This is a genomic window from Nostoc sp. 'Peltigera membranacea cyanobiont' 210A (assembly GCF_002246015.1).
Classification (GTDB): domain Bacteria; phylum Cyanobacteriota; class Cyanobacteriia; order Cyanobacteriales; family Nostocaceae; genus Nostoc.
The window spans coordinates 496,719-520,609 of the sequence record NZ_NOLJ01000007.1 but is presented as its reverse complement, the minus strand read 5'-3'; the positions used below and the strand labels follow the sequence as shown (position 1 = coordinate 520,609).

22 protein-coding genes are annotated in these 23,891 nt (G+C 42.1%); 11 read left to right on the top strand and 11 right to left on the bottom strand.

Annotated features, from left to right (window positions below; genetic code table 11):
- The first annotated feature begins 142 nt into the window (after positions 1-142).
- Both CDG76_RS37620 and CDG76_RS24290 read left to right on the top strand, forming a co-directional pair.
- On the top strand, positions 143-565 hold the full coding sequence (locus tag CDG76_RS37620; RefSeq protein WP_223265355.1) for a helix-turn-helix domain-containing protein: 423 nt from the start codon (positions 143-145) through the stop codon (positions 563-565).
- A 59-nt stretch (positions 566-624) separates the two neighbouring features.
- Positions 625-1,086: a transposase gene (locus CDG76_RS24290; RefSeq protein WP_190240964.1), complete on the top strand. Its 462-nt coding sequence runs from the start codon at positions 625-627 to the stop codon at positions 1,084-1,086.
- Positions 1,087-1,732: 646 nt separating this feature from the next.
- Here the strand turns inward: CDG76_RS24290 and CDG76_RS24285 are convergent.
- From CDG76_RS24285 to CDG76_RS38575, 6 genes are all read right to left on the bottom strand, one after another.
- Positions 1,733-2,626: a calcium-binding protein gene (locus tag CDG76_RS24285; RefSeq protein WP_223265365.1), complete on the bottom strand. Its 894-nt coding sequence runs from the start codon at positions 2,624-2,626 to the stop codon at positions 1,733-1,735.
- A 14-nt stretch (positions 2,627-2,640) separates the two neighbouring features.
- The gene (locus CDG76_RS24275; protein WP_094347467.1) at positions 2,641-3,753 is read right to left on the bottom strand and encodes an IS630 family transposase; all 1,113 of its coding nucleotides are present in this window, start codon (positions 3,751-3,753) and stop codon (positions 2,641-2,643) included.
- A 224-nt stretch (positions 3,754-3,977) separates the two neighbouring features.
- Entirely contained in the window at positions 3,978-4,550 is a 573-nt protein-coding gene (locus CDG76_RS24265) for a helicase-related protein (RefSeq protein WP_094351452.1), read from the bottom strand.
- Between the two features lie 14 nt (positions 4,551-4,564).
- The gene (locus CDG76_RS24260; RefSeq protein ID WP_094351451.1) at positions 4,565-5,035 is read right to left on the bottom strand and encodes a hypothetical protein; all 471 of its coding nucleotides are present in this window, start codon (positions 5,033-5,035) and stop codon (positions 4,565-4,567) included.
- Positions 5,035-6,654, bottom strand: a complete 1,620-nt coding sequence (locus tag CDG76_RS38580) for a hypothetical protein (protein WP_223265354.1) — start codon at positions 6,652-6,654, stop codon at positions 5,035-5,037. Before CDG76_RS38580 ends, CDG76_RS24260 begins: the two co-directional genes overlap by 1 nt.
- Positions 6,611-8,218 (bottom strand): hypothetical protein, encoded by a 1,608-nt coding sequence (locus CDG76_RS38575; RefSeq protein WP_223265353.1) that lies wholly within the window; start codon positions 8,216-8,218, stop codon positions 6,611-6,613. The genes CDG76_RS38580 and CDG76_RS38575 overlap by 44 nt, the downstream gene beginning before the upstream one ends.
- Positions 8,219-8,265: 47 nt before the next feature.
- Here CDG76_RS38575 and purH point away from each other — a divergent pair, with 47 nt between their 5' ends.
- Complete coding sequence (gene purH / locus CDG76_RS24250; protein ID WP_094351450.1) at positions 8,266-9,786, top strand: bifunctional phosphoribosylaminoimidazolecarboxamide formyltransferase/IMP cyclohydrolase; 1,521 nt, start codon at positions 8,266-8,268, stop codon at positions 9,784-9,786.
- 365 nt (positions 9,787-10,151) lie between these two features.
- On the opposite strand, the gene CDG76_RS24245 is transcribed toward purH, so the two are convergent.
- The 4 genes from CDG76_RS24245 to CDG76_RS38565 form a co-directional block, all read right to left on the bottom strand.
- Positions 10,152-10,661, bottom strand: coding sequence for a PIN domain-containing protein (locus tag CDG76_RS24245; RefSeq protein ID WP_094351449.1), 510 nt, complete (start codon positions 10,659-10,661; stop codon positions 10,152-10,154).
- The gene (locus CDG76_RS24240; RefSeq protein WP_190240963.1) at positions 10,658-10,957 is read right to left on the bottom strand and encodes a hypothetical protein; all 300 of its coding nucleotides are present in this window, start codon (positions 10,955-10,957) and stop codon (positions 10,658-10,660) included. The genes CDG76_RS24245 and CDG76_RS24240 overlap by 4 nt, the downstream gene beginning before the upstream one ends.
- 239 nt (positions 10,958-11,196) lie before the next feature.
- Positions 11,197-11,535 (bottom strand): hypothetical protein, encoded by a 339-nt coding sequence (locus tag CDG76_RS38570; RefSeq protein ID WP_223265352.1) that lies wholly within the window; start codon positions 11,533-11,535, stop codon positions 11,197-11,199.
- Between the two features lie 12 nt (positions 11,536-11,547).
- Positions 11,548-11,724, bottom strand: a complete 177-nt coding sequence (locus tag CDG76_RS38565) for a hypothetical protein (protein ID WP_223265351.1) — start codon at positions 11,722-11,724, stop codon at positions 11,548-11,550.
- 129 nt (positions 11,725-11,853) lie between these two features.
- Here CDG76_RS38565 and gatB point away from each other — a divergent pair, with 129 nt between their 5' ends.
- Positions 11,854-13,329, top strand: coding sequence for an Asp-tRNA(Asn)/Glu-tRNA(Gln) amidotransferase subunit GatB (gene gatB / locus CDG76_RS24230; protein WP_094351447.1), 1,476 nt, complete (start codon positions 11,854-11,856; stop codon positions 13,327-13,329).
- A gap of 650 nt (positions 13,330-13,979) precedes the next feature.
- Positions 13,980-15,242 (top strand): bifunctional ornithine acetyltransferase/N-acetylglutamate synthase, encoded by a 1,263-nt coding sequence (argJ, locus tag CDG76_RS24225; RefSeq protein WP_094351446.1) that lies wholly within the window; start codon positions 13,980-13,982, stop codon positions 15,240-15,242.
- A gap of 427 nt (positions 15,243-15,669) precedes the next feature.
- Here the strand turns inward: argJ and CDG76_RS24220 are convergent, their stop codons facing one another.
- Positions 15,670-16,092, bottom strand: coding sequence for a hypothetical protein (locus CDG76_RS24220; RefSeq protein ID WP_094351445.1), 423 nt, complete (start codon positions 16,090-16,092; stop codon positions 15,670-15,672).
- A gap of 769 nt (positions 16,093-16,861) precedes the next feature.
- On the opposite strand from CDG76_RS24220, the gene CDG76_RS24215 reads away from it, so the two are divergent.
- The 6 genes from CDG76_RS24215 (at position 16,862) to CDG76_RS24190 (ending at position 23,425) form a co-directional block, all read left to right on the top strand.
- Positions 16,862-18,244, top strand: coding sequence for a CmpA/NrtA family ABC transporter substrate-binding protein (locus CDG76_RS24215; protein WP_094351444.1), 1,383 nt, complete (start codon positions 16,862-16,864; stop codon positions 18,242-18,244).
- A 99-nt stretch (positions 18,245-18,343) separates the two neighbouring features.
- Positions 18,344-19,183 carry a nitrate ABC transporter permease gene (gene ntrB, locus CDG76_RS24210; protein ID WP_094351443.1) on the top strand — a complete coding sequence of 280 codons (840 nt, stop codon included), beginning with the start codon at positions 18,344-18,346 and terminating at the stop codon, positions 19,181-19,183.
- 180 nt (positions 19,184-19,363) lie between these two features.
- On the top strand, positions 19,364-21,364 hold the full coding sequence (locus CDG76_RS24205) for an ABC transporter ATP-binding/substrate-binding protein (protein WP_094351442.1): 2,001 nt from the start codon (positions 19,364-19,366) through the stop codon (positions 21,362-21,364).
- A 408-nt stretch (positions 21,365-21,772) separates the two neighbouring features.
- Complete coding sequence (locus tag CDG76_RS24195) at positions 21,773-22,630, top strand: nitrate ABC transporter ATP-binding protein (RefSeq protein WP_094351440.1); 858 nt, start codon at positions 21,773-21,775, stop codon at positions 22,628-22,630.
- 95 nt (positions 22,631-22,725) lie between these two features.
- Positions 22,726-22,860, top strand: coding sequence for a hypothetical protein (locus CDG76_RS39195; RefSeq protein WP_262984356.1), 135 nt, complete (start codon positions 22,726-22,728; stop codon positions 22,858-22,860).
- 85 nt (positions 22,861-22,945) lie between these two features.
- Positions 22,946-23,425, top strand: a complete 480-nt coding sequence (locus CDG76_RS24190) for a YbjN domain-containing protein (protein WP_094351439.1) — start codon at positions 22,946-22,948, stop codon at positions 23,423-23,425.
- Positions 23,426-23,891: the final 466 nt, after the last annotated feature.

Here is a 23,891-nt window from a genome sequence, read left to right as displayed (position 1 = left end):
TGACCCAATACTGATGCTGTTGGCGAAATATTTCTTCACATTTCAAAACCCTAGAAATGCCAAAGCGAGCAGAGAAATAAGAAAAGTGGGATGATGTTGATCAACAAGCATCTACCATCACCTGCGGTGAAGGAGGAATTGAGTGATTCAACCGCAAGCAATAGACCGTGTGATTATGGCTTGGGAAGCAAAAGAAGGCTCTCAACGCCAGTTGGCGCAAAGATTTAAGGTCAGCTTGTCATTTGTGCGAAAGTTACTGCGTCAGTATCGCACAAACGGACAAGTTGAGGCGAAACGACGTGGAGGATACCAAAAGCCAACAATAATAAACGAGCATCTATCGCTTATCCAGTCTTTGGTTGAGGAAAAAAATGATTTGTTACTCAGAGAATTATGCGATCGCTATACAGAACGCACAGGGATTAGTGTGAGTATCACGACAATGCATCGTGCGGTAGAAAAATTAGGCTTAGGTGTAAAAAAAAAGTCTTTATGCCAGCGAGCAAGATACCCCACGAGTCCAAGAGTTAAGGCACGATTATCGCTCCTCTTTAGATCAGATTGATGTCCGAAACCTAGTATTTGTCGATGAAGCTGGATTAAATTTATCAATCGCTGCGCGGGTTGTTCGCCAGAGCAGTAAATGGCGAAAGAGCGGTTGGTAGTATCCCTGGAAACAAGGGTAGAAACGTTTCTTTGGTTGGTGCTTTAAACCTTGATGGACTGATTGCAGCAATGACTGTGCCAGGAAGTATAAATACTGAGGTATTTCTCACTTATATCACTCAAGTCTTAGCACCTCAGTTGTGGAAAGGGGCGATTGTGGTCATGGATAACCTGAAAGTTCATCACGCCGAACGTGTAAGGGTTGCTATTGAGTCCGTCGGTGCAAAAGTCAAGTTTTTGCCCCCCTACTCTCCAGATTTATCTCCCATAGAACTGTGTTGGTCGAAACTGAAGCAATTTCTCCGTTGCTGTGAGGCACGCACCACCGAATCACTCGACCAAGCAATGGCTGAGGCTCTCAATTACATTACTGAAGATGATGCCTTCGGTTGGTTCAATCACTGTGGTCTATTTACCTGAAAATTGCTGTATATGTCGAGGATTATTGTATTCATTCCACATTCCTTGACCGCACGAAGGGCATTTTTTTTGAACACAATCGAGAACTTCAAATGATGTTGCCTCTGGTTTTAGACTTTTTCTTGCCAAGTTTTTGCACCATTATTTCGCTACAAGGTCAAGATTACAGGATTTCCACTCTTCTCTAGTAAGTTTTGCCACGCTAAGTTATATAATACTATTCACCTCAAGTCTCGTGCTTTACGCAAAAAACGAATAATCTTGAAGTTGGCATTACAAAGTTTAGAAGTCAACATCAGCCAGCGTCTTACAGACGGCATCCACGATTTTGAGCTTCTTCCTTAGCGGGGCACAGAATATGGTTGCTGGTGATGGGGTGCTAGGTAAGGAAATCTGGGGATAGAATTTGTAGGGTTTGAGAGAAAGTTACACATGGCGTAATCTATGGATCTTTTCTTAAAAAGCGCAGAAATAGATTGCTTTGTGATCAACTTTCTGCATTTTGCCCTTTGCCCTTTACTACATCTGAAGGTTAAGAATGCAGACTATATATGATACCAAAAAAGCAAGGGAGATGGGGATTTGGAAGAACAAGTAAAATAAAAGCTGACTTCTAACCCCCCCACCTCAGCACTGCTAAGTTGCGTTAACCGTTATAGGAAATAAAGTCACTCTCGCCTATCAAGCTAGGATTGGTGTCGCTTATAAAGGCTATTAACTCATTTGTGGAGGTAACAATAATAGAAGTACTATTGCCACTTGCAGAAGAGATTGTCAAAGCTCCAAAAGTCAAACCATCAGATAAACCTAGTCTATCAATGCCGTCTTCAAAGTTATAGATGGTATCTATACCATTGCCTGAAGCGAGAACAAAGATATCTGCACCGCCTTGTCCGTAGAGGTGGTCATTGCCAGCACCACCATCAAGTAAGTCATCTCCATTACCACCGCTAAGGTAATCAATGCCAGCACTACCGATGAGGCGATCATTTCCATCCTCTCCATAAAGGTAATCATTGTTACTTCCACCAATAAGAGTGTCATTACCAGCACCGCCGTAGAGATTGACGCTACCTAGACTAAAGGCTGAAGCATCCAAGATATTGTTACTAGTACCACTACTCAGCGTTGCCCGTTCGATATTGCTGAAAATATCGCTTCCTAATCCAGCAAGTTGAGTGTTAGTTAAGGTAAAGTTGACATCAGCTGATTCGCTTAACCCATCAATACCGTCGCCACCATCTAAGACATCATCACCGACACCACCGGAAACGACATCATTACCAGCACCAGCAATCACCTGATCATTACCGCTTTCTCCATAGAGTAAATCATTGCCAATTCCACCATCAAGAGTATCATTATTATTACCCCCATATACATAGTCATTACCAGCATTACTGATGAGGTAATCATTACCATCCTGCCCTAAAAGGTAATCGTTGCCAGCACCACCATTAATCGTATCATTACCACCGCCCCCAGAAAGATTGACGGTACCTAGACTAAACGCTGAAGCATCTAAGGTATTGTCACTAATAAGCTATTCCACATTTAAGTTGCAATAGTAATATTACCCTTATTCTTAATTTTTCTTCCCCATTTAATAATTAATTCTCCTTGATTTAACAGCTTATCAAGTAAATTTTTTAGTTCATCGACTGATTTAAATAACCTGTGGGCTACATATTCTTTAGCTGAATGCCATACCAATTCTACTAAATTCATATCTGGGCTATATGCCGGCAGAAAATATAGTTGAATGTTTGGCAACTCTTTCTCAATTGCCTCTATAATTACTTTCTTTTTATGGTAACTAGCGTTATCCAGAATAATTAAAATTACTGGGCCATTCTCGGAAAAATTAGATTCTAGATTTCCTGCTAAAACCCATTCTTTTTTCACAAATTCATTTAATTTTTTTAACTGCGCATAAAAAATTTCACCATTCCCTTTCTCAATGAAATAACACATTCTCTTGCTGTCGTGATATCTTACTCCTCCCATTATATTTACACGCCCGCGACTCCTCTGACCTGTTACTTTTTTACTCGAACCTTTTTTGCTCCAATTTTTACGTCTAATTACCCTGAGACTAAAACCACTCTCATCCCAAAACCAGACTTGTAACCTTTCAGGGCAAGACTTTGAAGCTTCTAGATATCCAAGCAGTTTTTCTTTAAAGACCTCTCTTTTTATCGGATCTTGCTTATCCTCTAGACTGTATTTTGCCCAAAGGTAAGCATACTTTTTTTGCTTTAATATTCTCCTGACTTGTTCTCCGCTTAACTTAATATCAGTTCTTTTGTCTAAATATGTAGCTAATCTTGCTGTTGTCCATCGTCCAAATTCATAGCCTAATTCACTTGGTTCTTTGTCAATAACTTCCATTAATAATTCAATATATTCATTTGTTGCTTTCTGGTAATTTCCTTTTCTCCTGCCATCTTTTAGACTTTCTAAATTGTCTGGATCACCATGAACACACCAATATGCTACACTTCTACATGAACAGCCTAAAAATTCACTTATCTCCTGATAAGTTTTTCCATCATTCATCAGAAGTAACATCAATATTCTCTGTATAAATTGAGAGCGATCGCTATCTTTTAAAGCTTTTTGTAAATTGTCTTTTTGAGATTGAGCTAGAAACCCTTTAGCAGGCATGATAACGCTATAGACACGGATATATCTATTTTACCATTTATGCAATTTAAATGTGGAACAGCTTANGTTTCAGCTTTTCTTAGTGCCATTCGCCTTAGAGCGAGAATCATCTTTCCGCCGCAGTATTCGCCAAAAGTCACGGCGAGCCGCGATGAATGATCAGTATATGGTTTCTGTTTTGGCGGCGGCTCTCCCAAATTCAACACTCCCCTATAATCCAACTGTCAATGGGGTTTGAGATACGCTAACCCTGCTTTTATACGAGTGTGAATTGTAGAGCGCAGCATTACCAGCAAAGTCAATAAATCGCTTGACTGACGCAACCATAATCGTTCGCGGTCAATATCTTCTCCTTCAATGATGAAATCATTGATTAGAATGACTAACCGTCTATCTTTGTAATCTCCAGAAACTTGCATTCCGGTTTCTGGATCTGTATACATTCCTCGACCCCGGTAAATTAATTGCGCGACTTCCATTAAAGCGGCTTCAATATTAAATCGGGGAATTGCTGCAATAATCCAATCTGTTTTTGGGAAAGAAACACCTCTTGCTCCTGAAGAAGTCATCAAGAAAACTCGGATTTGATCGCGTCGTGGTTCTTTTACTAATTCCAATCGCTTATTAGCTGGGACGCTTTGATCCAAAACTGCTACCTGTCCCTTGTTTACCAGAGCATCTTTACCACTGGTCAATTTCTCTTGCAAGTGACGTAAGAAAGCTTTGTCCTGAGCAAAGAAAATTAGCTGCTCCGCTCCCTGTTGTAACCCGCGTTCGATTTCCAAGTAGGCATTCATTAGCAACTGGTCTTCTAATTGCTCTCGAACTGCTTGTCGAATTGTCTGTTTTGTACCATCACTGGTTTTCCTGGTAAATTGAAAGCTGCTTGAAATGCTTTTGCTGTCTCTTCTTTTTCCTCATCGCGTTGCATTTCCTGTGTTGGCAATGTCAACGGACACCAAATTGCTTCCAGCTTTGCTTTACGAATTCCACTGTGTTTGAGACACTCTCGCATTGTTGTCCAACCTAAACCATAGCCGAGTACCAGCAGATGACGTAGCATCGTCTCTACCCATTCTTTTGTATTCGGATCTGTCAGTTTGAATGCTTTTACCAGCTGGTGGTAGACATCTGCATTCTTCACGGATTGCCAAGGTTGCAGAACCGGATGATCGTCCAAGACCAACTTTTGCTGAATTAAGTGTTGCAGAACACCACGTTTGACAGCAATTTCAAATACCTGCCCCCAAATGGAAGCCTGTTCTAAAAAAGATAAATCCATCACTTCCTCCGGTGCAGAACTTGAGAAACGTGGGTGAGTAAGGCAGGATAATTGAGTAATACCTGTCCTTTGCGACGATGATGTAAAACTTTCACCTCCCCAGCCCCTTCAACTGTGGTAGGTGAGATCCAACTGAAGGGGTCAAGGACTGGGATAAGTTGACCTTTTTCAGCTTCGAGAAAATGCAATCCCCGGAGTACAGCTATTAAACAGGGATGAATAGGAGAATTATGTTCTGGATTTATCAAATGCTGACGGGCGCGTTCAGTCCAGTTGATATCGCGGACTTGCCCATCTGATACTAGGAAATAAATGCAAAAACCAGATTGTGGGCGCTGTGTTTCTTGAACAGCAAAAAGGGTGGCAAAAGTATAAACCGGAATCAAATCACGAAAATATTCGCCGGTAACGGAGCGTTGGAAATCTGTATGATCTCCAGCTTGCAAAATTTCAAATGCTGCTTCATTGAAACCGCGCTTATGCAAACGAGTGGCAGGAAATACATCCCGCACCATTGAGTAAATATTGAGATCGGGAAAAGTTTCAAAAACTTGTTCTAAAAATTCTTTAGGTATCAAAGAAGAATTGTAATCTGCGGCTCGATTAATTCGGCGATCGCCATAGGCATGAGCCAATAATATAATGTGCTGATAGCCTTGGCTTTCTAGGTAACTAATTTCTTCTTGGAGTAAGCGTTGCTTTTTCAAACCTTTTGAAGAATCCAGCACATCAGACTGCATCCGTTCTCTTTTGAGTTCATAACCTAAAAATGGTTGATTAACTGCTGTCGCAACATAACTTTGGGTGAGAAAAAGATATCCTTTTTCACCTTGATCCAGAAAAGTTTCTTCATCACAAGGACGACTGGCATAGGAAATTAAACCAATCTTGGGTGCTGAATGAGCGCTTGGGGTGCTGATGAAGAGTGGAAATGCACTTAACAGAGCATTAAAAGTCCCAGATTTAGTAAATTTTGCCTTTTGGTCTTGTTGAGCAATATTTTCCAGAGTCAGCCCTTGCATTCTGATAGGAGTATCTTCAGCTAGTATTGCTTCTAAAGTTTGGGCTGCTGCATAAATATAAGCATCACCGCTACTGTCATCGCTTTGTTTGCCCAATTCTTGCAGCCTGAGCATTAAAGTTGTGAAATCAACCGATTTGCCGTTATCACCTTGTTGCAATCGTTTGATGATACGCCACAAACAGCAGTAAACTAGTACAGAAAACGCAGCAACTACGGCTGCATGATACTGCTTACTTTCTTCAGAACCTTTTTTATCTGGTTGCCGCTTTACGGTATCAACATCGTATTCCACTATAATTGCGGCTGATAATACCCATCCTGCTGCCTTAGAAGCATTTGTAGAATGTTCATAAGTCCATTGACGATTTTGATCCCTGCGAAAAGAACGAGGAACCCAACAAATTTGCAGAAGTCGCTCTGGTAATGAACGTTTTGCCTGCAATTTACTTGCTGGGCCTTGAGTTGTTAAGTCATATTCCGAAAGCTCGGCTGTAACTTTAACCGAGAACAGTAATCCGAATGTGTCTGGTTGATCGCAAATTTCAATATGTTTAAACCATTCCACCTGTTCGCGGGAACTTTGTTGTGGCCCCACAAGTAAATCTCTTACGCCTTCTTCTGCTCCTATTAGTCGCGTCCACTGGAAGATAGATACCTCTTTTCACACAGATAAACTGTTGGGAGGAACGATGCTGAACTTGAGAAATTACTTTTTGACTCTTGTCACGGACTACGTTCATTAGTGCCGTTGCAATGGAATTCATTACTTTGGCGCGTTCCCGTAATTCCTGTAAAGTTTGGCTAATAGCTGCCTGTTTGCCCGATTTCAGAGTTTCGATGAGTTGAACTACTTTATTAATTAGTGATTCTGAAGTTAGCGATTCTTCAGCATCTTTGGGAACAACAATGTCTAAAAAGATAAGTTCAGCTAAACGACGACAGATCGACCAAGGTTTTTGTAGGGAAGATTGATCGTTACTTAGTAAGGCTTCTGCAATTTGATCCAGTCGCGCTTCAAAAGCGGGTTTGCCTAATTCTGGATTTTGTCCATTGACTCGAAAACGATAGCTTACCTCACGGTCAACTTGATTTTTAGTCTTTTGCTCGAAGATTTGGGTTTTCCACTCAGGCCAAACAGGCAGACAGGAATAAAATATTACTTTGCTGAGTTCATCTGACAAGTCAAACTCCACAGCACTACCGAAATGAGCAGTTAAATCAACGGTATAGCCATGTTCTTTAGAGGACGTAACCAAAATGAGTACTCGATTGACATATTCTGCTAAAAGTTTGTATTCTAGTTGATATTTTGAGCGGGCATTGTCTGCGATCGCTTCCATAATCCGAAAGGTAATAGTCAATCGGACTCTAGACAAGGCTTCATCGTCTAAAAAGTTCAAAAAACGCTGGATTTGGCTATATTCTCTGTCTTTCTCGGCTTCCAATGTTGCGATCGCTGAATGAATATCGTCTTCATCGCAATCAAACTGATTTTCCAAATGCTTGGTAGCTGCACTACACATCTGCTCAAAATAATCAGTTCCTTCTACTCGTTCACGTGCAGAAATAACTTTGGCAACAACTTTGTCAGACTTGCTAGGCTTGGTATCTCCTGCTTGAAATTTTATCGGTACGAGGTTAGCAGTGTTAGTTAGATTCTGAAACTTAGTACCTTCACGTGTAGCAAGTTGTTTGAGTTGCTTATCAGCATCATCTAACAGCAATGTCAATAATGAGGTATCGGAAGGTAATGCAGTATCTAATGCTTGGTCGATAGCAGCAATTAATTTGTCTATTGCACCGGGTAACTTTGTTGCATTGCCATCACTCAAACAGCCACCAATGCGCGACCTATTCCCGAATGCTGGCATTGACAAGTTTTGAATAAACCCACCGTCTCTAGCTGGGTTGAAAGCTTCTTGGAAGTCAGGCTGTGTAAAAAACCGACGCAGAACGGCTGAAGTATTTATTCTCAAGCGTTTATTTTGTTTGTCATCAAATTCAAACAGCGGCATCCCTTTAGGGTTTGGCTGGTCGGTATTTGCCTGATTACTGCTGGGAAGAATAGCTTTAGTGAGTAATTCTATGGGTGTAGCGAGATCAAAAGTTAATTTATTTGTCGGTCTTAGCAGTATTGAAGTAAACCAAGGCTTATGCAAAACTTGAGATCCCTTGCTTCACAACCTAACATCTGAGGAATTGATCGATGGCGCGTCTAGCCCTGCTGAGTGTATCTAACAAAACTGGTATAATTGACCTAGCCCGTAGCTTGGTTGAAGAATTCGACTTTGATTTAATCAGCAGTGGGGGAACAGCCCAAGCCCTCAAAGATGCAGGACTCCCTGTCACCAAAGTTGCAGATTATACAGGTTCTCCAGAAATTTTAGGTGGTCGAGTCAAAACGCTACATCCCCGAATTCATGGCGGGATTTTGGCCAGGCGAGATGTTCCCCAAGATATTACAGATTTAGAAAATAACCAAATTCGCCCGATTGATTTAGTGGTGGTGAATCTATATCCTTTTGAGGAAACGATCGCTAAACCAGGGGTAACATTATTAGAGGCTGTAGAACAAATTGATATCGGTGGCCCTGCTATGCTGCGGGCATCATCGAAAAATTTCGCCCATCTCGCTGTATTATGCGATCCGGCACAGTATGACGAGTATTTGCAGGAATTGCGCCAAAATAACGGCATAGCATCCCTAGAGTTTCGGCAAAAGGCGGCATTAAAAGGATTTTCGCACACTGCTAGTTACGATCGCGCGATCGCATCTTACCTGGCAGAAGCACAGCAGTACACCCTTAGCGGTACACAATTGCAATCTCTGCGTTACGGTGAAAATCCACATCAACCCGCTACCTGGTATCAAACTGGTACTACTCCAACGGGATGGGCAGCCGCGACGAAACTGCAAGGTAAAGAACTTAGTTACAATAACTTAGTTGATTTAGAAGCGGCACGCCGAATCATTGCTGAATTCACTGACACTCCCGCCGCAACGATTATCAAACATACAAATCCCTGTGGTACGGCATTGGGAAGCAGTATTTCTGAAGCGTACCAAAAAGCTTTTAACGCTGATTCCACTTCTGCCTTTGGTGGTATTGTCGCACTCAACCGTCCGATTGATGCGGCTACAGCCAGCGAGTTAACCAAAACATTTTTAGAATGTGTGGTTGCACCCAGTTGTGATGCCGAAGCTCAAGAAATCCTTGCCAAGAAATCTAACGTGCGGGTTTTGACTCTAGCTGATTTGAGCAGTGGCCCTAAGGATACAGTGAAAGCGATCGCAGGTGGTTTTCTTGTCCAAGCTAGCGATGATGTGATTACTGACGCCAGTCAATGGCAAGTTGTAACTGAACGTCAACCCACACCCGACGAATTAGCCGAATTGTTGTTTGCTTGGAAAGTTTGCAAACACGTTAAATCTAATGCCATTGTTGTAACTAGCGATCGCACTACACTAGGAGTAGGCGCTGGTCAAATGAACCGCGTTGGCTCAGTTGAAATTGCCCTAGAACAAGCTGGAGAAAAAGCCAAAGGTGCAACTCTCGCCAGCGATGGATTTTTCCCCTTTGATGATTCAGTCAAAACAGCCGCAGCAGCAGGAATTACAGCCATTGTTCAACCAGGCGGAAGTCTGCGCGATAAAGATTCAATCAAAGCTGCTAACGAACTGGGTTTGCTGATGGTCTTAACTGGTGTACGTCACTTTTTACACTAAATCATTGACCATAAGGTGTGCAGTTTTGAAAGTGTCACATAATTTACTTGCCCTTTGATAGAAGCGGTGATATCGTAGAGTCGTGTGTGAGGAGCAAGTTAAAAATAAAAAGCGTTTGGGGTGGAAACACGGCAACACTCCCAGGCGCTTTTTAATTTGTCAGCAATTAGATTGCTTGTGGGATTTTAAAATGTCACTCAATATACTTGCCATTTAATAGAAGTAGTGATAATATCTATTTGTGTGTGAGGAGCAAGTTAAGAATAAAAGATGTCTGGGGTGGAAACACGGCAACACTCCCAGGCATTTTTTAATTTGTATATAGAAATTATAGAAATTAACGCTTCCAAAATAATTTCATATTTTTACTTCCAGTTAAAGATACGAATATTGTTAAAGTTGATCACGTCAACTTCTACACTTTGAAGATAACTTGCTAGCTTGAAGTCATCAGTTAGTACAAGATACTTCTCTTTAGATAAAGTCAGGATTCCACTGTCAGTAAGTCCGAACTTGACAAATTTTTCAGTATTAACAGCATCTAAACTATTTACGTAGTATTCATCCAAAAGAGCAACATTTTTAACGAATTGAGCAAATATTGTAAAGCATTGAGAACGTTCAGGTTCACCAAGTTGATTTGCAAGGCTATTAACTTCTGTCAGAATATTCGGAGTTGTTACAAGCTTTTGAAAGTGTGCAATAAATTCTAGCAGAAGCTCATAATCTTCTGGTATAAATTGCTGGGTTCGATTAAATTTAGTTATTCGTTCTTGATTGACGCTCCCAACTAACAAGAGAAGCAGGATATTTGTATCAATTAAAATCCCTTTTTGGGAATAACGGCGAACAAGGGAAGCAATCAAATTTTTCATACTTGTCTAATTTTCATTGCTTCTACTTCGCCAGTTTGAGAATTCACTTTAAAAAGTTTATATTCTCGTTCATACAACACAGGGGTAGAAGCAAGAGAGGGAGGAATTAAATCTTCCAATCGGCTTTTAGGAGGTTTTTTAGGAATATCAAACCCTAAAGTAATCAACCAGAAGCTTTTATCCTCAGAAAGTTCTACTTCTTCAAGTCTCAAATCTACCAATGAAGAACCCATGATGTCTTGTATGGATTGTATGTATTGATATGCAGCATTTACTGCTGTTTTGACATCAATCATAATCTGAATTGCTCCCTGACATAATTTGCTAATTCAATGTTTATTATAGTAATACCAATTGAAAAAAAGAATACGACAAATAGACCATTTGTAGAGACGCGATTCATCGCGTCTTTAGCCAAGGATGTGTTGCAATGATTAATTTAATTGGTATAAGTTAACCTTGTTATCTGATAGTTGATTAGCACATAAGTAACAATATCTACTTTCCCTATTTATTTAATTATTTTTAATAAAAATCAATTAATTAAATCCGAGTTGTGGGAAATATTTTGCAAAAACTCTCTAACTTCTCTTGATTTGTTGAGAATAATAACTTGCTGATTTGGTGTTAGTTGACTAAGTTTTTCTAAAATCCCAGGACGACGAATAATTGGGTATGACCAGATATATTTGATAAATTCCCAATTCAATCTTTCAGGGCAATCTGATGCCATATCAGGTCTGGATTTTCCTGCATAAATGAAGCGACGTTTAATCACTCGTGATAAACATAAAAGCCGGGGAAAATCCAAAAAAATTACCGTGTCTGCAACTGGCAAACGAACGTCGAGAGTACCGCTATAATTACCATCCATAATCCAAGATTCTCATAGGGTTAGGTCTTGGATTATGCTCTGCCATTCAGTTTTTGGAGTCTCAATCCAACCAGGATTCCAGTACCAAGCATCCAAGTGAATCACTTCTAAACCTAAGATGTTTCCCAGTTCGCGGGCCAGGGTAGATTTACCAGCACCTCCAGAACCAATGATTAAGATTTTCTTCACCTTAGATGTGCATCTCCCTTTTCAAGCTCAAAAGGTAAGCATTGCTCACCCAAATAACCGTCTTCAGGGCAACCCAATACGCCGCTACAATAGTACCACTACAAGGATTATGCCCAAATTATTGATATTATGACCACTGCTACGACCGTAAAAACTGAGTATGAAGCGATTATTGGTTTAGAAACCCATTGTCAGCTGAGTACCAACACCAAGATTTTCTCTAATAGCTCTACGGCATTCGGTGCTGACCCCAATACTAACATTGACCCGGTTTGTATGGGTTTACCTGGGGTCTTACCTGTACTCAATGAAAAAGTATTAGAATACGCTGTCAAAGCTGGTTTGGCACTAAATTGTCAAATCGCTAAATATAGCAAATTTGACCGTAAACAGTATTTTTATCCAGATTTACCGAAAAATTACCAAATTTCTCAATACGATCTACCGATCGCAGAACATGGTTGGTTAGAAATTGAGTTGGTAGATGCTGAGGGTAATCCGATTCGCAAACGCATTGGTATTACGCGTCTGCACATGGAAGAAGATGCGGGAAAATTGGTACACGCAGGTAGCGATCGCCTTTCTGGTTCTTCCTATTCTCTGGTAGACTACAATCGCGCAGGTATCCCATTAGTAGAAATTGTTTCAGAACCCGATCTGCGTTCTGGAGTAGAAGCTGCTGAATACGCCGAAGAATTGCGCCGGATTGTCCGGTATCTCGGCGTGAGTGACGGCAACATGGAACAAGGATCTCTGCGCTGCGATGTCAACATTTCTGTGCGTCCAGTGGGACGAAAGGAGTTTGGCACCAAGGTAGAAATTAAAAACATGAACTCCTTCAGCGCCATCCAACGGGCGATTGACTACGAAATTGAACGCCAAATTGCCGCCATCGAAGCAGGCGCGAGCATCATCCAAGAAACTCGGCTGTGGCAAGAAGGCGCTCAATGCACAAGTAGTATGCGGGTGAAGGAAGGTTCTAGCGATTACCGCTACTTCCCCGAACCAGATTTAGCACCAATTGAGGTGTCAAATGAACAATTAGAGCAATGGCGTAGTGAATTACCAGAACTACCAGCCCAAAAACGCCATCATTACGAAAGTGAGTTGGGGCTTTCCCCTTACGATGCGCGAGTTTTAACAGAAGATCGTTCAATCGCCGAATATTTTGAAACTGCGATCGCATCTGGAGCAAATGCCAAAGCTGCTGCCAACTGGATTACTCAAGATATTGCAGCCCACCTGAATAAGCAAAAACTCACTATTATTCAAATCGGACTGACTCCAACCAATTTAGCAGATATTATCACTCGCATTGAAACGGGCAAAATTAGCAATGCTCAAGCTAAACAAAAGTTGCCAGATTTGCTTAGTGGTATTTCTCCTGAGAAAGCCTTTGCCGGACAAGAGTTAATCACCGATCCTAGTGTACTGGAACCCATTATTGATGAAGTCATAGCCGCCAACTCCAAAGAACTAGAAAAGTATCGCAACGGTAACACCAATCTCAAAGGCTTCTTTGTTGGACAAGTTCTCAAAAAGACAGATAAACGTGCCGATCCTAAGCTGACTAACGAATTGGTCGAGAAAAAACTGAACGCCTAGCAATCTGTCAAGTTAACTTTGCTGGGTGAGGAAGTAGGGGAGACAAGGGGACAAGGGGGACAAGGGGGACAAGGGGGAATTATTGAACAAGTCTCTCCCTTGTCTCCCCCCTCTTCCTTGTCTCCCTTGTCTCTTCATCCATGCCCAATTCCCCAACTAAGTATTTTCCCGGTCTTGCTTCACACAATCTTCATATAAAAGCTGGTGACAACCCTCATACGTAAAATGATATGCTGTGGTAAGTAGATGCACCCTGATGATCTGGAGAGCTGCCTAAGTAGCTCTCTTTTTTATTTTATTTTCGTGGTATTTACGGATAAACCTCAAAAATTTTTAGAAATAATCTCAATAAATAAGTATTAACCCTTAAAAAGTAAATTAGAGAGATCAGTAAGTAGATGTATCCTGACGATCTAGAGAGTGAGCCAAGTGGCTCTCCTTTTTTGTTTTGGTTTTTCGTCATAAGAAAGGTAAAAACAATTATGCCAATCGCCAACTGGTGCATTATTATTGCCATCAGCAAATAAACTCACAATAAAAGGGAGTGGGGAGTAGAGGGAAACTAATAACTCTTAACTGGTAACTCCTAACTCAGCACTTTTGTAAAGTACAAATTGACCTATCCAACCTGATAGTTGTAAGGAAGAATAATGGCAGATTGGCAAGAAATAACAGGTGGTATCACAGCACCAAGGGGGTATCAGGCGGCGGGAATTACCGCAGGATTGAAACCTTCGGGGTTGCCAGATTTAGCTTTGATATTCTCAGAAGTGGAAGCGATCGCAGCGGGTGTGTTCACCACCAGCCAAGTGAAAGCTGCCTGCGTAGAATATTGTCGCCAACGCTTGCAAGCCAAACATAGCGCTCGTGCCATCCTCTGCAACGCTGGACAAGCAAACGCCGCTACAGGAACTCAAGGCTACCTTGATACCTTAGAGTCTGCTATGGCAATAGCCCAAGCCCTGAACATCTCGTCTGAATCTGTGTTATTGGCTTCCACTGGTGTAATTGGTCAAAGAATTAAGATGGATGCTTTGCGAAGCGGGATTCCCAAAGTAGTAGCAGCACTATCAGAAACAGGCTCGGATGCCGCCGCTGGGGCGATTATCACTACAGACTTGGTAACAAAATCTATTGCTTTAGAGACAACTATAAGCGATGCCTCCGGCGGGCTGCGCCAACGCCCGGTACGAATTGGCGGCATTGCCAAAGGTTCCGGCATGATTCACCCCAATATGGCAACCATGCTGGCATTTGTGACTTGTGATGCTGTGGTTTCGCCTCACCTTTGGCAACAGATGTTAGCAAGGGCAGCTGATAGAAGCTTTAATTCCATTACTGTGGATGGTGACACCAGCACCAACGACAGCTTAATTGCCTTGGCAAACGGTCAATCTCGCACCCCAGCAATTATAGAATGGGGCGCAGAGGCAGAGAAATTAGAGGCGATGTTAACAGCAGTTTGCCAGCATTTAGCCAAAGCGATCGCTCGTGATGGTGAAGGTGCAACCTGTCTAATTGAAGTAGAAGTAACTGGCGCTCATGATGAACTCTCAGCTCGACAAATAGCCAGAACCATCGCAGGTTCATCCTTAGTTAAATCTGCAATCTTTGGACGCGATCCAAATTGGGGACGCATCGCCGCCGCCGCCGGACGTGCAGGTGTACCATTTGAGCAAGAAAACCTGCAAATTAAGCTAGGGGATTTCTTAATGTTAGAAAATGGACAACCTCTACAATTTGACCGTGCAGCAGCAAGTGCTTATTTGAAAAAAGCATCGGTGGGTGCTTATCTGCAACAGGATACGGTGTTAATCTCCGTTAATGTTGGCAATGGTTATGGTGTGGGTAAAGCTTGGGGTTGTGATTTGAGTTATGACTACGTGAAGATTAACGCCGAATACACTACATAAACTACTCACAACAATTTTGAAAAATGGTAGATACTCAACTTAACGTTTTACCATTTTTCTTTTCCTAAGTTAATATTTCGGACAAGTCTAATAAGAGTTCTAGCAAGTAATATCATGTCCGTTTAATTGCTTATTAAACCCGAAGAACCCCACCCCCGCCAAAGCTACGCTTTGTCTCCCCTCCCCGCTTGCGGGGAGGGGATTAAGGGGTGGGGTGCAATGACTGTGGTTAACATAACTAATTATGCGGACATGATATAACGAGGTATAGAGAAGATCCAGTCAGGGTTTTTCACTCGGACTGGATCTAGTGTTCAGTTAATTAGATATTCCTTCTAAGCATCTAGTTATTTTGGCTTTTGCGCTTACTGAGATGGTTGAAGCTTGATTTTTAGCGTCATTTCAGGCGAAGACAGGGCAGTGTATATCAGAAGACTCTGTAGTACACATCATAGGTAGACCCTCCTCCAGATACTTGCGTTACGTTCTGACCGTTTGTTGCTCCTGTAACGGTAAAACCACCTAAATAGTCGTCATCACCGTTCAAAAAGTCGTCATAATCAAAAAGGTTGACGTTTGCGGAACCCTCGAACCCTAGCCCTCGGTTAACTGCAATATACTGTCCTGTACCTACATCATCAAACCTTCCTGCAAGCGTTTGACCATTGACTGTAATATAGGGATCGTCTCCGCTGGTACTGTCTGCACCAGCATTGATGACTTGAAAACCATCAATAAGAAGAAAACCTCCTCCCTCAATAGCACTCGATTGTTCGGAAGTTAATTCAGTGAACAAATTTTCTAAACTAAGACGAGACAGATTAGAAGTTGTTTTGTCGAAGTCTAACATGGTTTTTTCATTACTTGAGTTTTTATGTTTCAGGTTTAAACCCTTCCACGTTGTTTATTACGTAGGGTTTTTCTAATTTATGCACTTGAGCAAAAAAGAGATATCCTTGATTTTTCCAATTAATCAAATCCTCTCACTGGTAAGCTAATTTTTGAAAAGCAGGGGAACCAGTGTTTGTAAGAATGTATCAACCATAAAGGTTTCAGTCGTTGTGTTGCTCTAAAAACAGGAGTAGCGAGCATTTTATTATTGAGTTTAAATACTTATTACCTGCCTTCACGACTAATTTCACACCTCAAATAGGATTGCTATAGTTAGGATAGATAAAAACTTATACATGGCAATTTAATATTAAAATTAAGTTAGGAAAGAAACGAAAATAGCAAAGCATAATATAAACCTAATAGTCTTCATAAATAAAAACTTATATATTCAAAGTTATTCATGTAGTTAAGGATAATAGATAAATTTTTCCTTATATATCCAATCTAATATTTGTTTAATAATCCCGACTCCAAGTTAACAATTTCGGCTTCAAAGGCTGTAAACTGATTTCAACAAGGTGAATGATACCTCTGCATCACACTAGAAAAGCAGAGTCAATAATTTAACCGAGTTCTTATATAGGTAGCTATTTCATTTATGAAATGGCTGTGATCGCTTGGCCAAATATAGCTTGATTAATCATTAATAATGCAAGAAACACAAGGTTTTTTGCCTAAATTGTCATAGCTATAAAAAATAACATTCACGTTTTCAGGAGATATTTATGACAGAATTTTTTAATCAAATTTCTCGCCGCAAATTTATCTTCACAGCCGGAGCATCTGCGGGTACTATATTCCTCAAAGGCTGTTTGGGTAATCCTCCTGAAAACCTTACTGGTGGAAGCAACCAAGTACAACCAACTGCTCAAACGGTTGCTAATATTAGCCCTGAACAAACACCAGAAACTACTACAGTTAAGCTGGGATACATTCCCATTGTAGAAGCGGCTCCTTTAATTATTGCTAAAGAAAAAGGCTTTTTTGCAAAGTATGGGATGAGCAATGTTGACCTTTCCAAACAAGCTTCTTGGGGTGCAGCTAGAGACAACGTAGAAATTGGTTCGGCGGGTGGTGGGATAGATGGCGGTCAATGGCAGATGCCAATGCCACATTTAATCACAGAAGGTTTAATTACCAAAGGCAATCAAAAAATTCCCATGTATGTATTATGTCAATTAATTACGCATGGAAATGGAATTGCGATCGCCAGCAAGCACCAAGGCAAAGGTATTAGTTTACAACTCGCCAGCGCTAAGTCTTTATTTAAGGAATTAAAATCCTCAACACCCTTCACAGCTGCATTCACCTTTCCCCACGTCAACCAAGATTTATGGATTCGCTACTGGTTAGCAGCAGGTGGCTTAGACCCAGATGCAGATGTCAAATTGCTCACAGTACCAGCGGCGCAAACTGTGGCCAATATGAAAACAGGAACAATGGATGCCTTTAGTACAGGCGACCCCTGGCCTTATCGTCTGGTGCAAGACAAAATCGGCTACGTAGCAGCATTAACCGCAGAAATTTGGAAAAATCATCCTGAAGAATACCTTGCCATGAGAGGCGATTGGGTTGATAAAAATCCCAAGGCTACCAAAGCAATTTTAAAAGGAATTATGGAAGCCCAACAGTGGTTAGATAATTTTGACAACCGCAAAGAAGCGGCTGAAATTCTCGCTGGACGAAATTATTTCAATCTTTCTTCACCGGAAATATTAGCCGATCCATACCAAGGTAAGTATGACATGGGTGATGGTCGCAAAATTGATGATAAATCAATGGCTGCTTACTACTGGAAAGATGAAAAAGGTAGTGTTTCTTATCCATACAAGAGTCATGATTTATGGTTCATCACTGAAAACGTTCGTTGGGGATTCTTGCCAAAAGATTACCTAGATAATAATGCTGCCAAGGCTAAAGAACTTATCAACAAAGTCAACCGCGAAGATATTTGGAAAGAAGCTGCAAAAGAAGCTGGCATCGCCGTAGCTGACATTCCCACAAATACATCCCGTGGTGTAGAAGAGTTTTTTGATGGCATCAAATTCGACCCTGAAAAGCCAGAAGAATATTTGAAGAGTCTCAAAATCAAGAAGGTCAGTGTTTAGATACGCGATTAATCTCTTGTAGAGACGCGATTGATCGCGTCTAAAGATTCATCGCGTCTAGGACAAATAACAAATAAAATTTGCGGAGAATACAACATCATGACAATAGCTCAAAAACGCCCTGCAAGCCCTAGATTTAATAATGGCTTTATAGCCAGCCTGAAAAAGCAATTTCCTGACCTGATACCACCAACGATTGCCATCACAATCTTCCTCGTTCTCTGGCAACTTTTCGCTTGGACTCCGGGCGCTACATTACCAGGGCCGATACAAGTTGTTCAAGATACTTGGATTCTCATTTTCTGGCCATTTTATGACCGGGGTGGGCTTGATAAAGGTTTATTTTGGCAGATTCTTGCTAGTCTACAACGGGTTGCTATCAGTTATACCCTAGCTGCGATCGTTGGTATTGCCTTGGGCATTTTGATTGGGGTGAATAAAACCATGTCCAAAGCATTAGACCCCATCTTTCAATTACTGCGGACAGTACCACCTCTAGCTTGGGTACCGATTTCTTTAGCAGCCTTACGACAAAACGAACCCGCAGCCTTATTCGTAATTTTCATCACCGCCATTTGGCCCATCTTAATTAACACTGCTGTCGGCGTTACCCAAATTCCCCAAGATTACAACAACGTCGCCAAAGTTCTGCAACTTAGCCGCAAAGAGTATTTCACTAATATTTTGATTCCAGCGGCATTACCCTACATTTTTACCGGGTTGAGAATTGCGATCGGTTTAGCTTGGTTAGCAATTATCGCCGCCGAAATCGTCATGTCTGGTATTGTCGGAATCGGCTTCTTTATTTGGGATGCCTATCAAAATAACAACGTCAGCGAAGTAATTTTAGCTCTAGTTTATATCGGCATTGTTGGGTTGGTGCTAGATAAAGCGATGGGCTGGCTGCAAAACAAGATTTTACCAGCAGAGCAAAAATAGTTAGGAGTTAGGAGTTAGGAGTTAGGAGTTATGAATTTAAAAATTTTAACTCCCAACTCTCAACTTCCAACTCTCAACTTCCAACTTTTCACTCTCAACTTCCAACTCCTCACTCTCAACTCCTAACTCCTCACTCTCAACTCCTCACTCTCAACTCCTAACTCCTCACTTTTGACCCCTATGTTTGTAGCTGTCGATCAAATTGAAAAAGTTTTTGAATTAACTGGTGGTGGCAAATATATTGCCCTTAAAGGAATCGATCTCCAAATTAAAAAAGGAGAATTCGTTTCTTTGATTGGTCACTCCGGTTGCGGTAAATCCACTCTATTAAATATGATTGCAGGTTTGGATTTGCCAACTGAGGGTATTGTCACTCTCGAAGGACAAAAAATCACCAAACCCGGCCCAGACAGGATGGTGGTTTTCCAAAATTATTCACTATTACCTTGGCGGACGGTAAGAGAAAATATTGCCTTAGCTGTGGATTCGGTAATGAAAGGTTTACCCGCAGCCGAACGCAATGCCATTATCGAAAAACATATAAATATGGTGGGTTTGCGTCCCCATGCTGACAAACAACCGGGAATGTTATCAGGTGGACAAAAGCAGCGAGTTGCGATCGCCCGCGCTTTAGCGATTCGTCCCAAATTACTGCTGCTAGATGAACCATTTGGTGCATTAGATGCACTCACACGCGGCAATTTGCAAGAACAACTAATGCAAATCTGTGAAGAAAATCAAGTCACTGCGGTGATGGTGACACATGATGTAGATGAAGCCGTGCTGTTATCTGACAGAATCGTGATGCTGACCAACGGCCCCGAATCTAAAATCGGCGACATTTTAGAAGTGGATATTCCCAGACCCCGCAAGCGGATGGAAGTAGTAGAACATCCCAGCTACTATAGCTTGCGAAGTGAGATGATTTACTTCCTCAATCAGCAGAAACGGATCAAGAAAATTCGGGCGCGGAAAACTGCTGACATTGCCCGTCATGGGTTGGAAAAAGTTAACCTAGAAATTGGCTTTTTACCTCTGACAGCTTGCGCCCCCTTAGCAGTTGCCAAAGAAAAAGGCTTTTTTGTCAAGCATGGTTTAGATGAAGTTAACCTGGTGCGGGAAAGTAGCTGGCGGGGTATAGAAGATGGCATAAGTGGTGGTTATTTGGATGCAGCTCAAATGCCTTCAGGGATGCCCATGTGGTTAACTTTGGGAGGACATAATAACCAACCTCTGCCCGTTGTCACCGCCCTCACCATGACTCGCAACGGTAACGCCATCACCTTGGCAAAACGCTTTTACAACCAAGGCGTGCAAACCTTATCAGACTTTAGAAATCACCTGATTCTTACCCACGAACAAAGGCACACAATGGGGGTAGTGCATCCCGCTTCTATGCACAACTTGCTGCTGCGTTACTGGCTAGCAGCTGGAGGAATTGACCCCGATAGCGATGTGGATATGAAGACCATTCCCCCAGCGCAGATGGTAGCCGACTTAAAAGCCGGAAGCATTGATGGGTACTGCGTCGGCGAACCTTGGAACTACCGCGCTGCTGTGGAAAATGTCGGTTTTACTATTGCTACCGATTTAGAAGTTTGGCTGGGACACCCTGGTAAAGTTCTTGGTGTGCGGGAAGATTGGGCAGAAAATTATCCAAATACGCATATTGCCTTAACTAAAGCTTTGTTAGAAGCTTGCCAGTATTGTGCAAATCCCGAAAATACCCAAGAAATTCGGCAAATTTTAGCAGGGCGAGAGTACGTTAGCACTGATTTAGAATACATTCAACTCGAAGATCCAGATAATCTCACCTGTGACTTAGACCATCCGTTGCAGGACTATGCCCATCACCAGTTTTATTCTGAGTCTGCCATTAACCGCCCCAGTCGCACCGAACAAATTTGGATTATGAGTCAATTGGCGCGTTGGGGTGACACTCCCTTCCCCAGAAATTGGGTAGAAGTTGTGGAACGGGTGTGTCGAGTGCGAGTTTTCAGCACCGCCGCACGAGAATTAGGTTTGGATATTAGCTATATTCGCCAACCGATCCAACTGTTCGATGGTACTCCCTTTAACGCCGACGATCCGATCGCTTATCTCAACAGCTTGAAAATTAAACGTGATTTTTCAGTCGCGGAAGTTGTTCTTGATGCACCGAGAAGGAGACTTGCGTCATAAAAGAATCGTGAGAGAAAGAGGGAGTGGAAGGAGTAAGACATTTTACTTCTTGTGGGGTGGGCGACACGAAAGCCCGTAATTAAAGGCGGGCAAGATGCCCACCCCACAAGATTAAATAATTTTAGTTGTTAAAAATCTCTTGAACTCCATTAATGAGCCTCTGAACTCCATTAATGAGCCTCTGAACTCCATTAATGAGCCTCTGAACTCCATTAATGAGTCTTTGAACTCCATTAATGAGTCTTTGAACTCCATTAATGAGCCTTTGAACTCCATTAATGAACCTCTGAACTCCGTTAACGAGTCTTTGAACTCCATTAAGAAACCTCTAGGTTGCAGCGAGTAGTCCCCAGTCCCCAGTCCCCAGTCCCCNCTTGCCCGGAGGTGGGAAAGTTAAAACCGGATACCATGCAAAACCGCAACTCAACAGCTACAAACACACTAGAAAAATCATTCGCCACTGCAACCACCAGCCGCAGACCTTTCCTAGAAATTAAAGACGTTACCAAAGTCTATCCCACAAAGAAAGGCCCCTTCACTGTACTCGACGGCGTTAACCTCAACGTCGAACAAGGCGAGTTTATTTGCCTCATCGGCCACTCTGGCTGTGGCAAATCGACACTGTTAAATATGGTATCCGGTTTTAACTTTCCCACCTCCGGGCAAGTGTTACTCGAAGGAGAACCCATTACCCAACCAGGCCCAGACAGGATGGTTGTCTTCCAAAACTATGCCTTGCTACCTTGGCGGACTGCTTTTGAAAATATTTACTTAGCTGTCAACGCCGTTTATCCTAACAAACCACAAGCTGAAAAAAGAGCGATCGTCCGCGATCATCTCGCAATGGTGGGACTGGCGGACGCGATGGAAAAAAAACCAATGCAAATGTCCGGCGGGATGAGACAACGGGTTTCTATCGCCCGTGCTTTGGCGATTCGTCCGAAAGTTTTAATTTTAGATGAACCTTTTGGGGCGCTAGATGCCATCACCAAAGAAGAATTACAGGAAGAATTGCTCAAAATTTGGGGCGATAACCGTTGTACAGTGCTGATGATTACCCACGACATCGACGAGGCACTATTTTTAGCAGATAAATTGGTGATGATGACCAACGGCCCACACGCGAAAATTGGCGAAGTCATGGAAATTCCCTTTTCTCGTCCCCGCGATCGCAGCCGCATTATGGAAGATCCCCAATACTACCAACTGCGTAACTATGCCCTAGACTTCCTCTTTAACCGCTTTGCCCATGATGATGTAGGTTAAGTGCGATCGTCATTGATTTTTCCAGAATAATTCTTTGTTCCTCCCGCTACCATACCAAATGGTGGCGGGAGCAATTAGTCCTGGATTTCTCACTTGTGAGAAATCCAAGGGGTGTGGGAGGTGTGGGAGGATGGGGAAGAAGTCTTACCCCCCACACTCCCCACACTCCCCACACTCCCCACACTCCTTTTTCCCCTCTGCCTACACTATGCGTGAGAAATCCGGGTTAGTAGGGGTAATTCATGAATTGCCCCTACAACTGCGTCCACAAGTTATAAAGTATGTGTAGAACGAGTATGTTGAGAAAAAATCTGTATGACAAGCTACCCAGAAACCCTAACTAGTAATGAATCCGTTAATGATTTAATCTCCGAGACGACAAGCATTAACCATGTTGAGGTAATTGAAAATGTCATCGATTCTTTGGAACAAGATGATAGTGCGATGGTTAGCCACACTCCAGAGGGTGGTTATCTCTGGAAATTTAAGTATGGAAGTGTGCAAGTATTTGTCCAACTCAACGGCACAAGCGATGAAGACACCATAACAGTTTGGTCTGCGGTGCTAAATTTACCTGCCAAAGATGAACCTAAGTTGATGCGGTATCTTTTGGAGTTAAACTGCTCTAGCACTTTTGAGGCGCGTTTCGGCATTATTGAAAACCGGGTGGTTGTAATATCAACACGCACCTTAGCAGAGTTATCTCCTGGCGAAGTATCTCGATTAATTACCGTTGTGGCAACGATCGCTGATAATAACGATGAAGCCTTACAAACTGAATTTGGTGCAACTTAAGGAATTTTAGATTTTAGATTGGGCTATTGCTACATCCGATGCATAGCAATCCGGTTTGGGCGAATCTGCAAAGACTTTTTTCTGTGTACCAATTAAAAAACGCTTGGGAGTGTTGCCGTGTTTCCACCCCAGGCGTTTTTTATTTTTAACTTGCTCCTCACACAATTAGATAGTATCACTGGTTCAATCAAAAGGCGAGTCTAGTAAGTGACACTTTTAAAGCTGCACTGTCAAGTGAGTTTAAATTTATACTCCCTTGACTTGACCCCATCTGTATTTTGGGTGCGATCGCTCCAGAAAAGCGGTTTGGTTGGCATTGATAGCATTTAGCATACGTGTTGGGCTGCTGATTTCATTACACAGCCACTTTATATGATGTCCGGGCAATTAAGCATAATACCCGGAACCCCACCCCGCAAAAGCTGCGCTTTAGCTCCCCTCCCCGCCGGCGGGGAGGGGTTGGGGG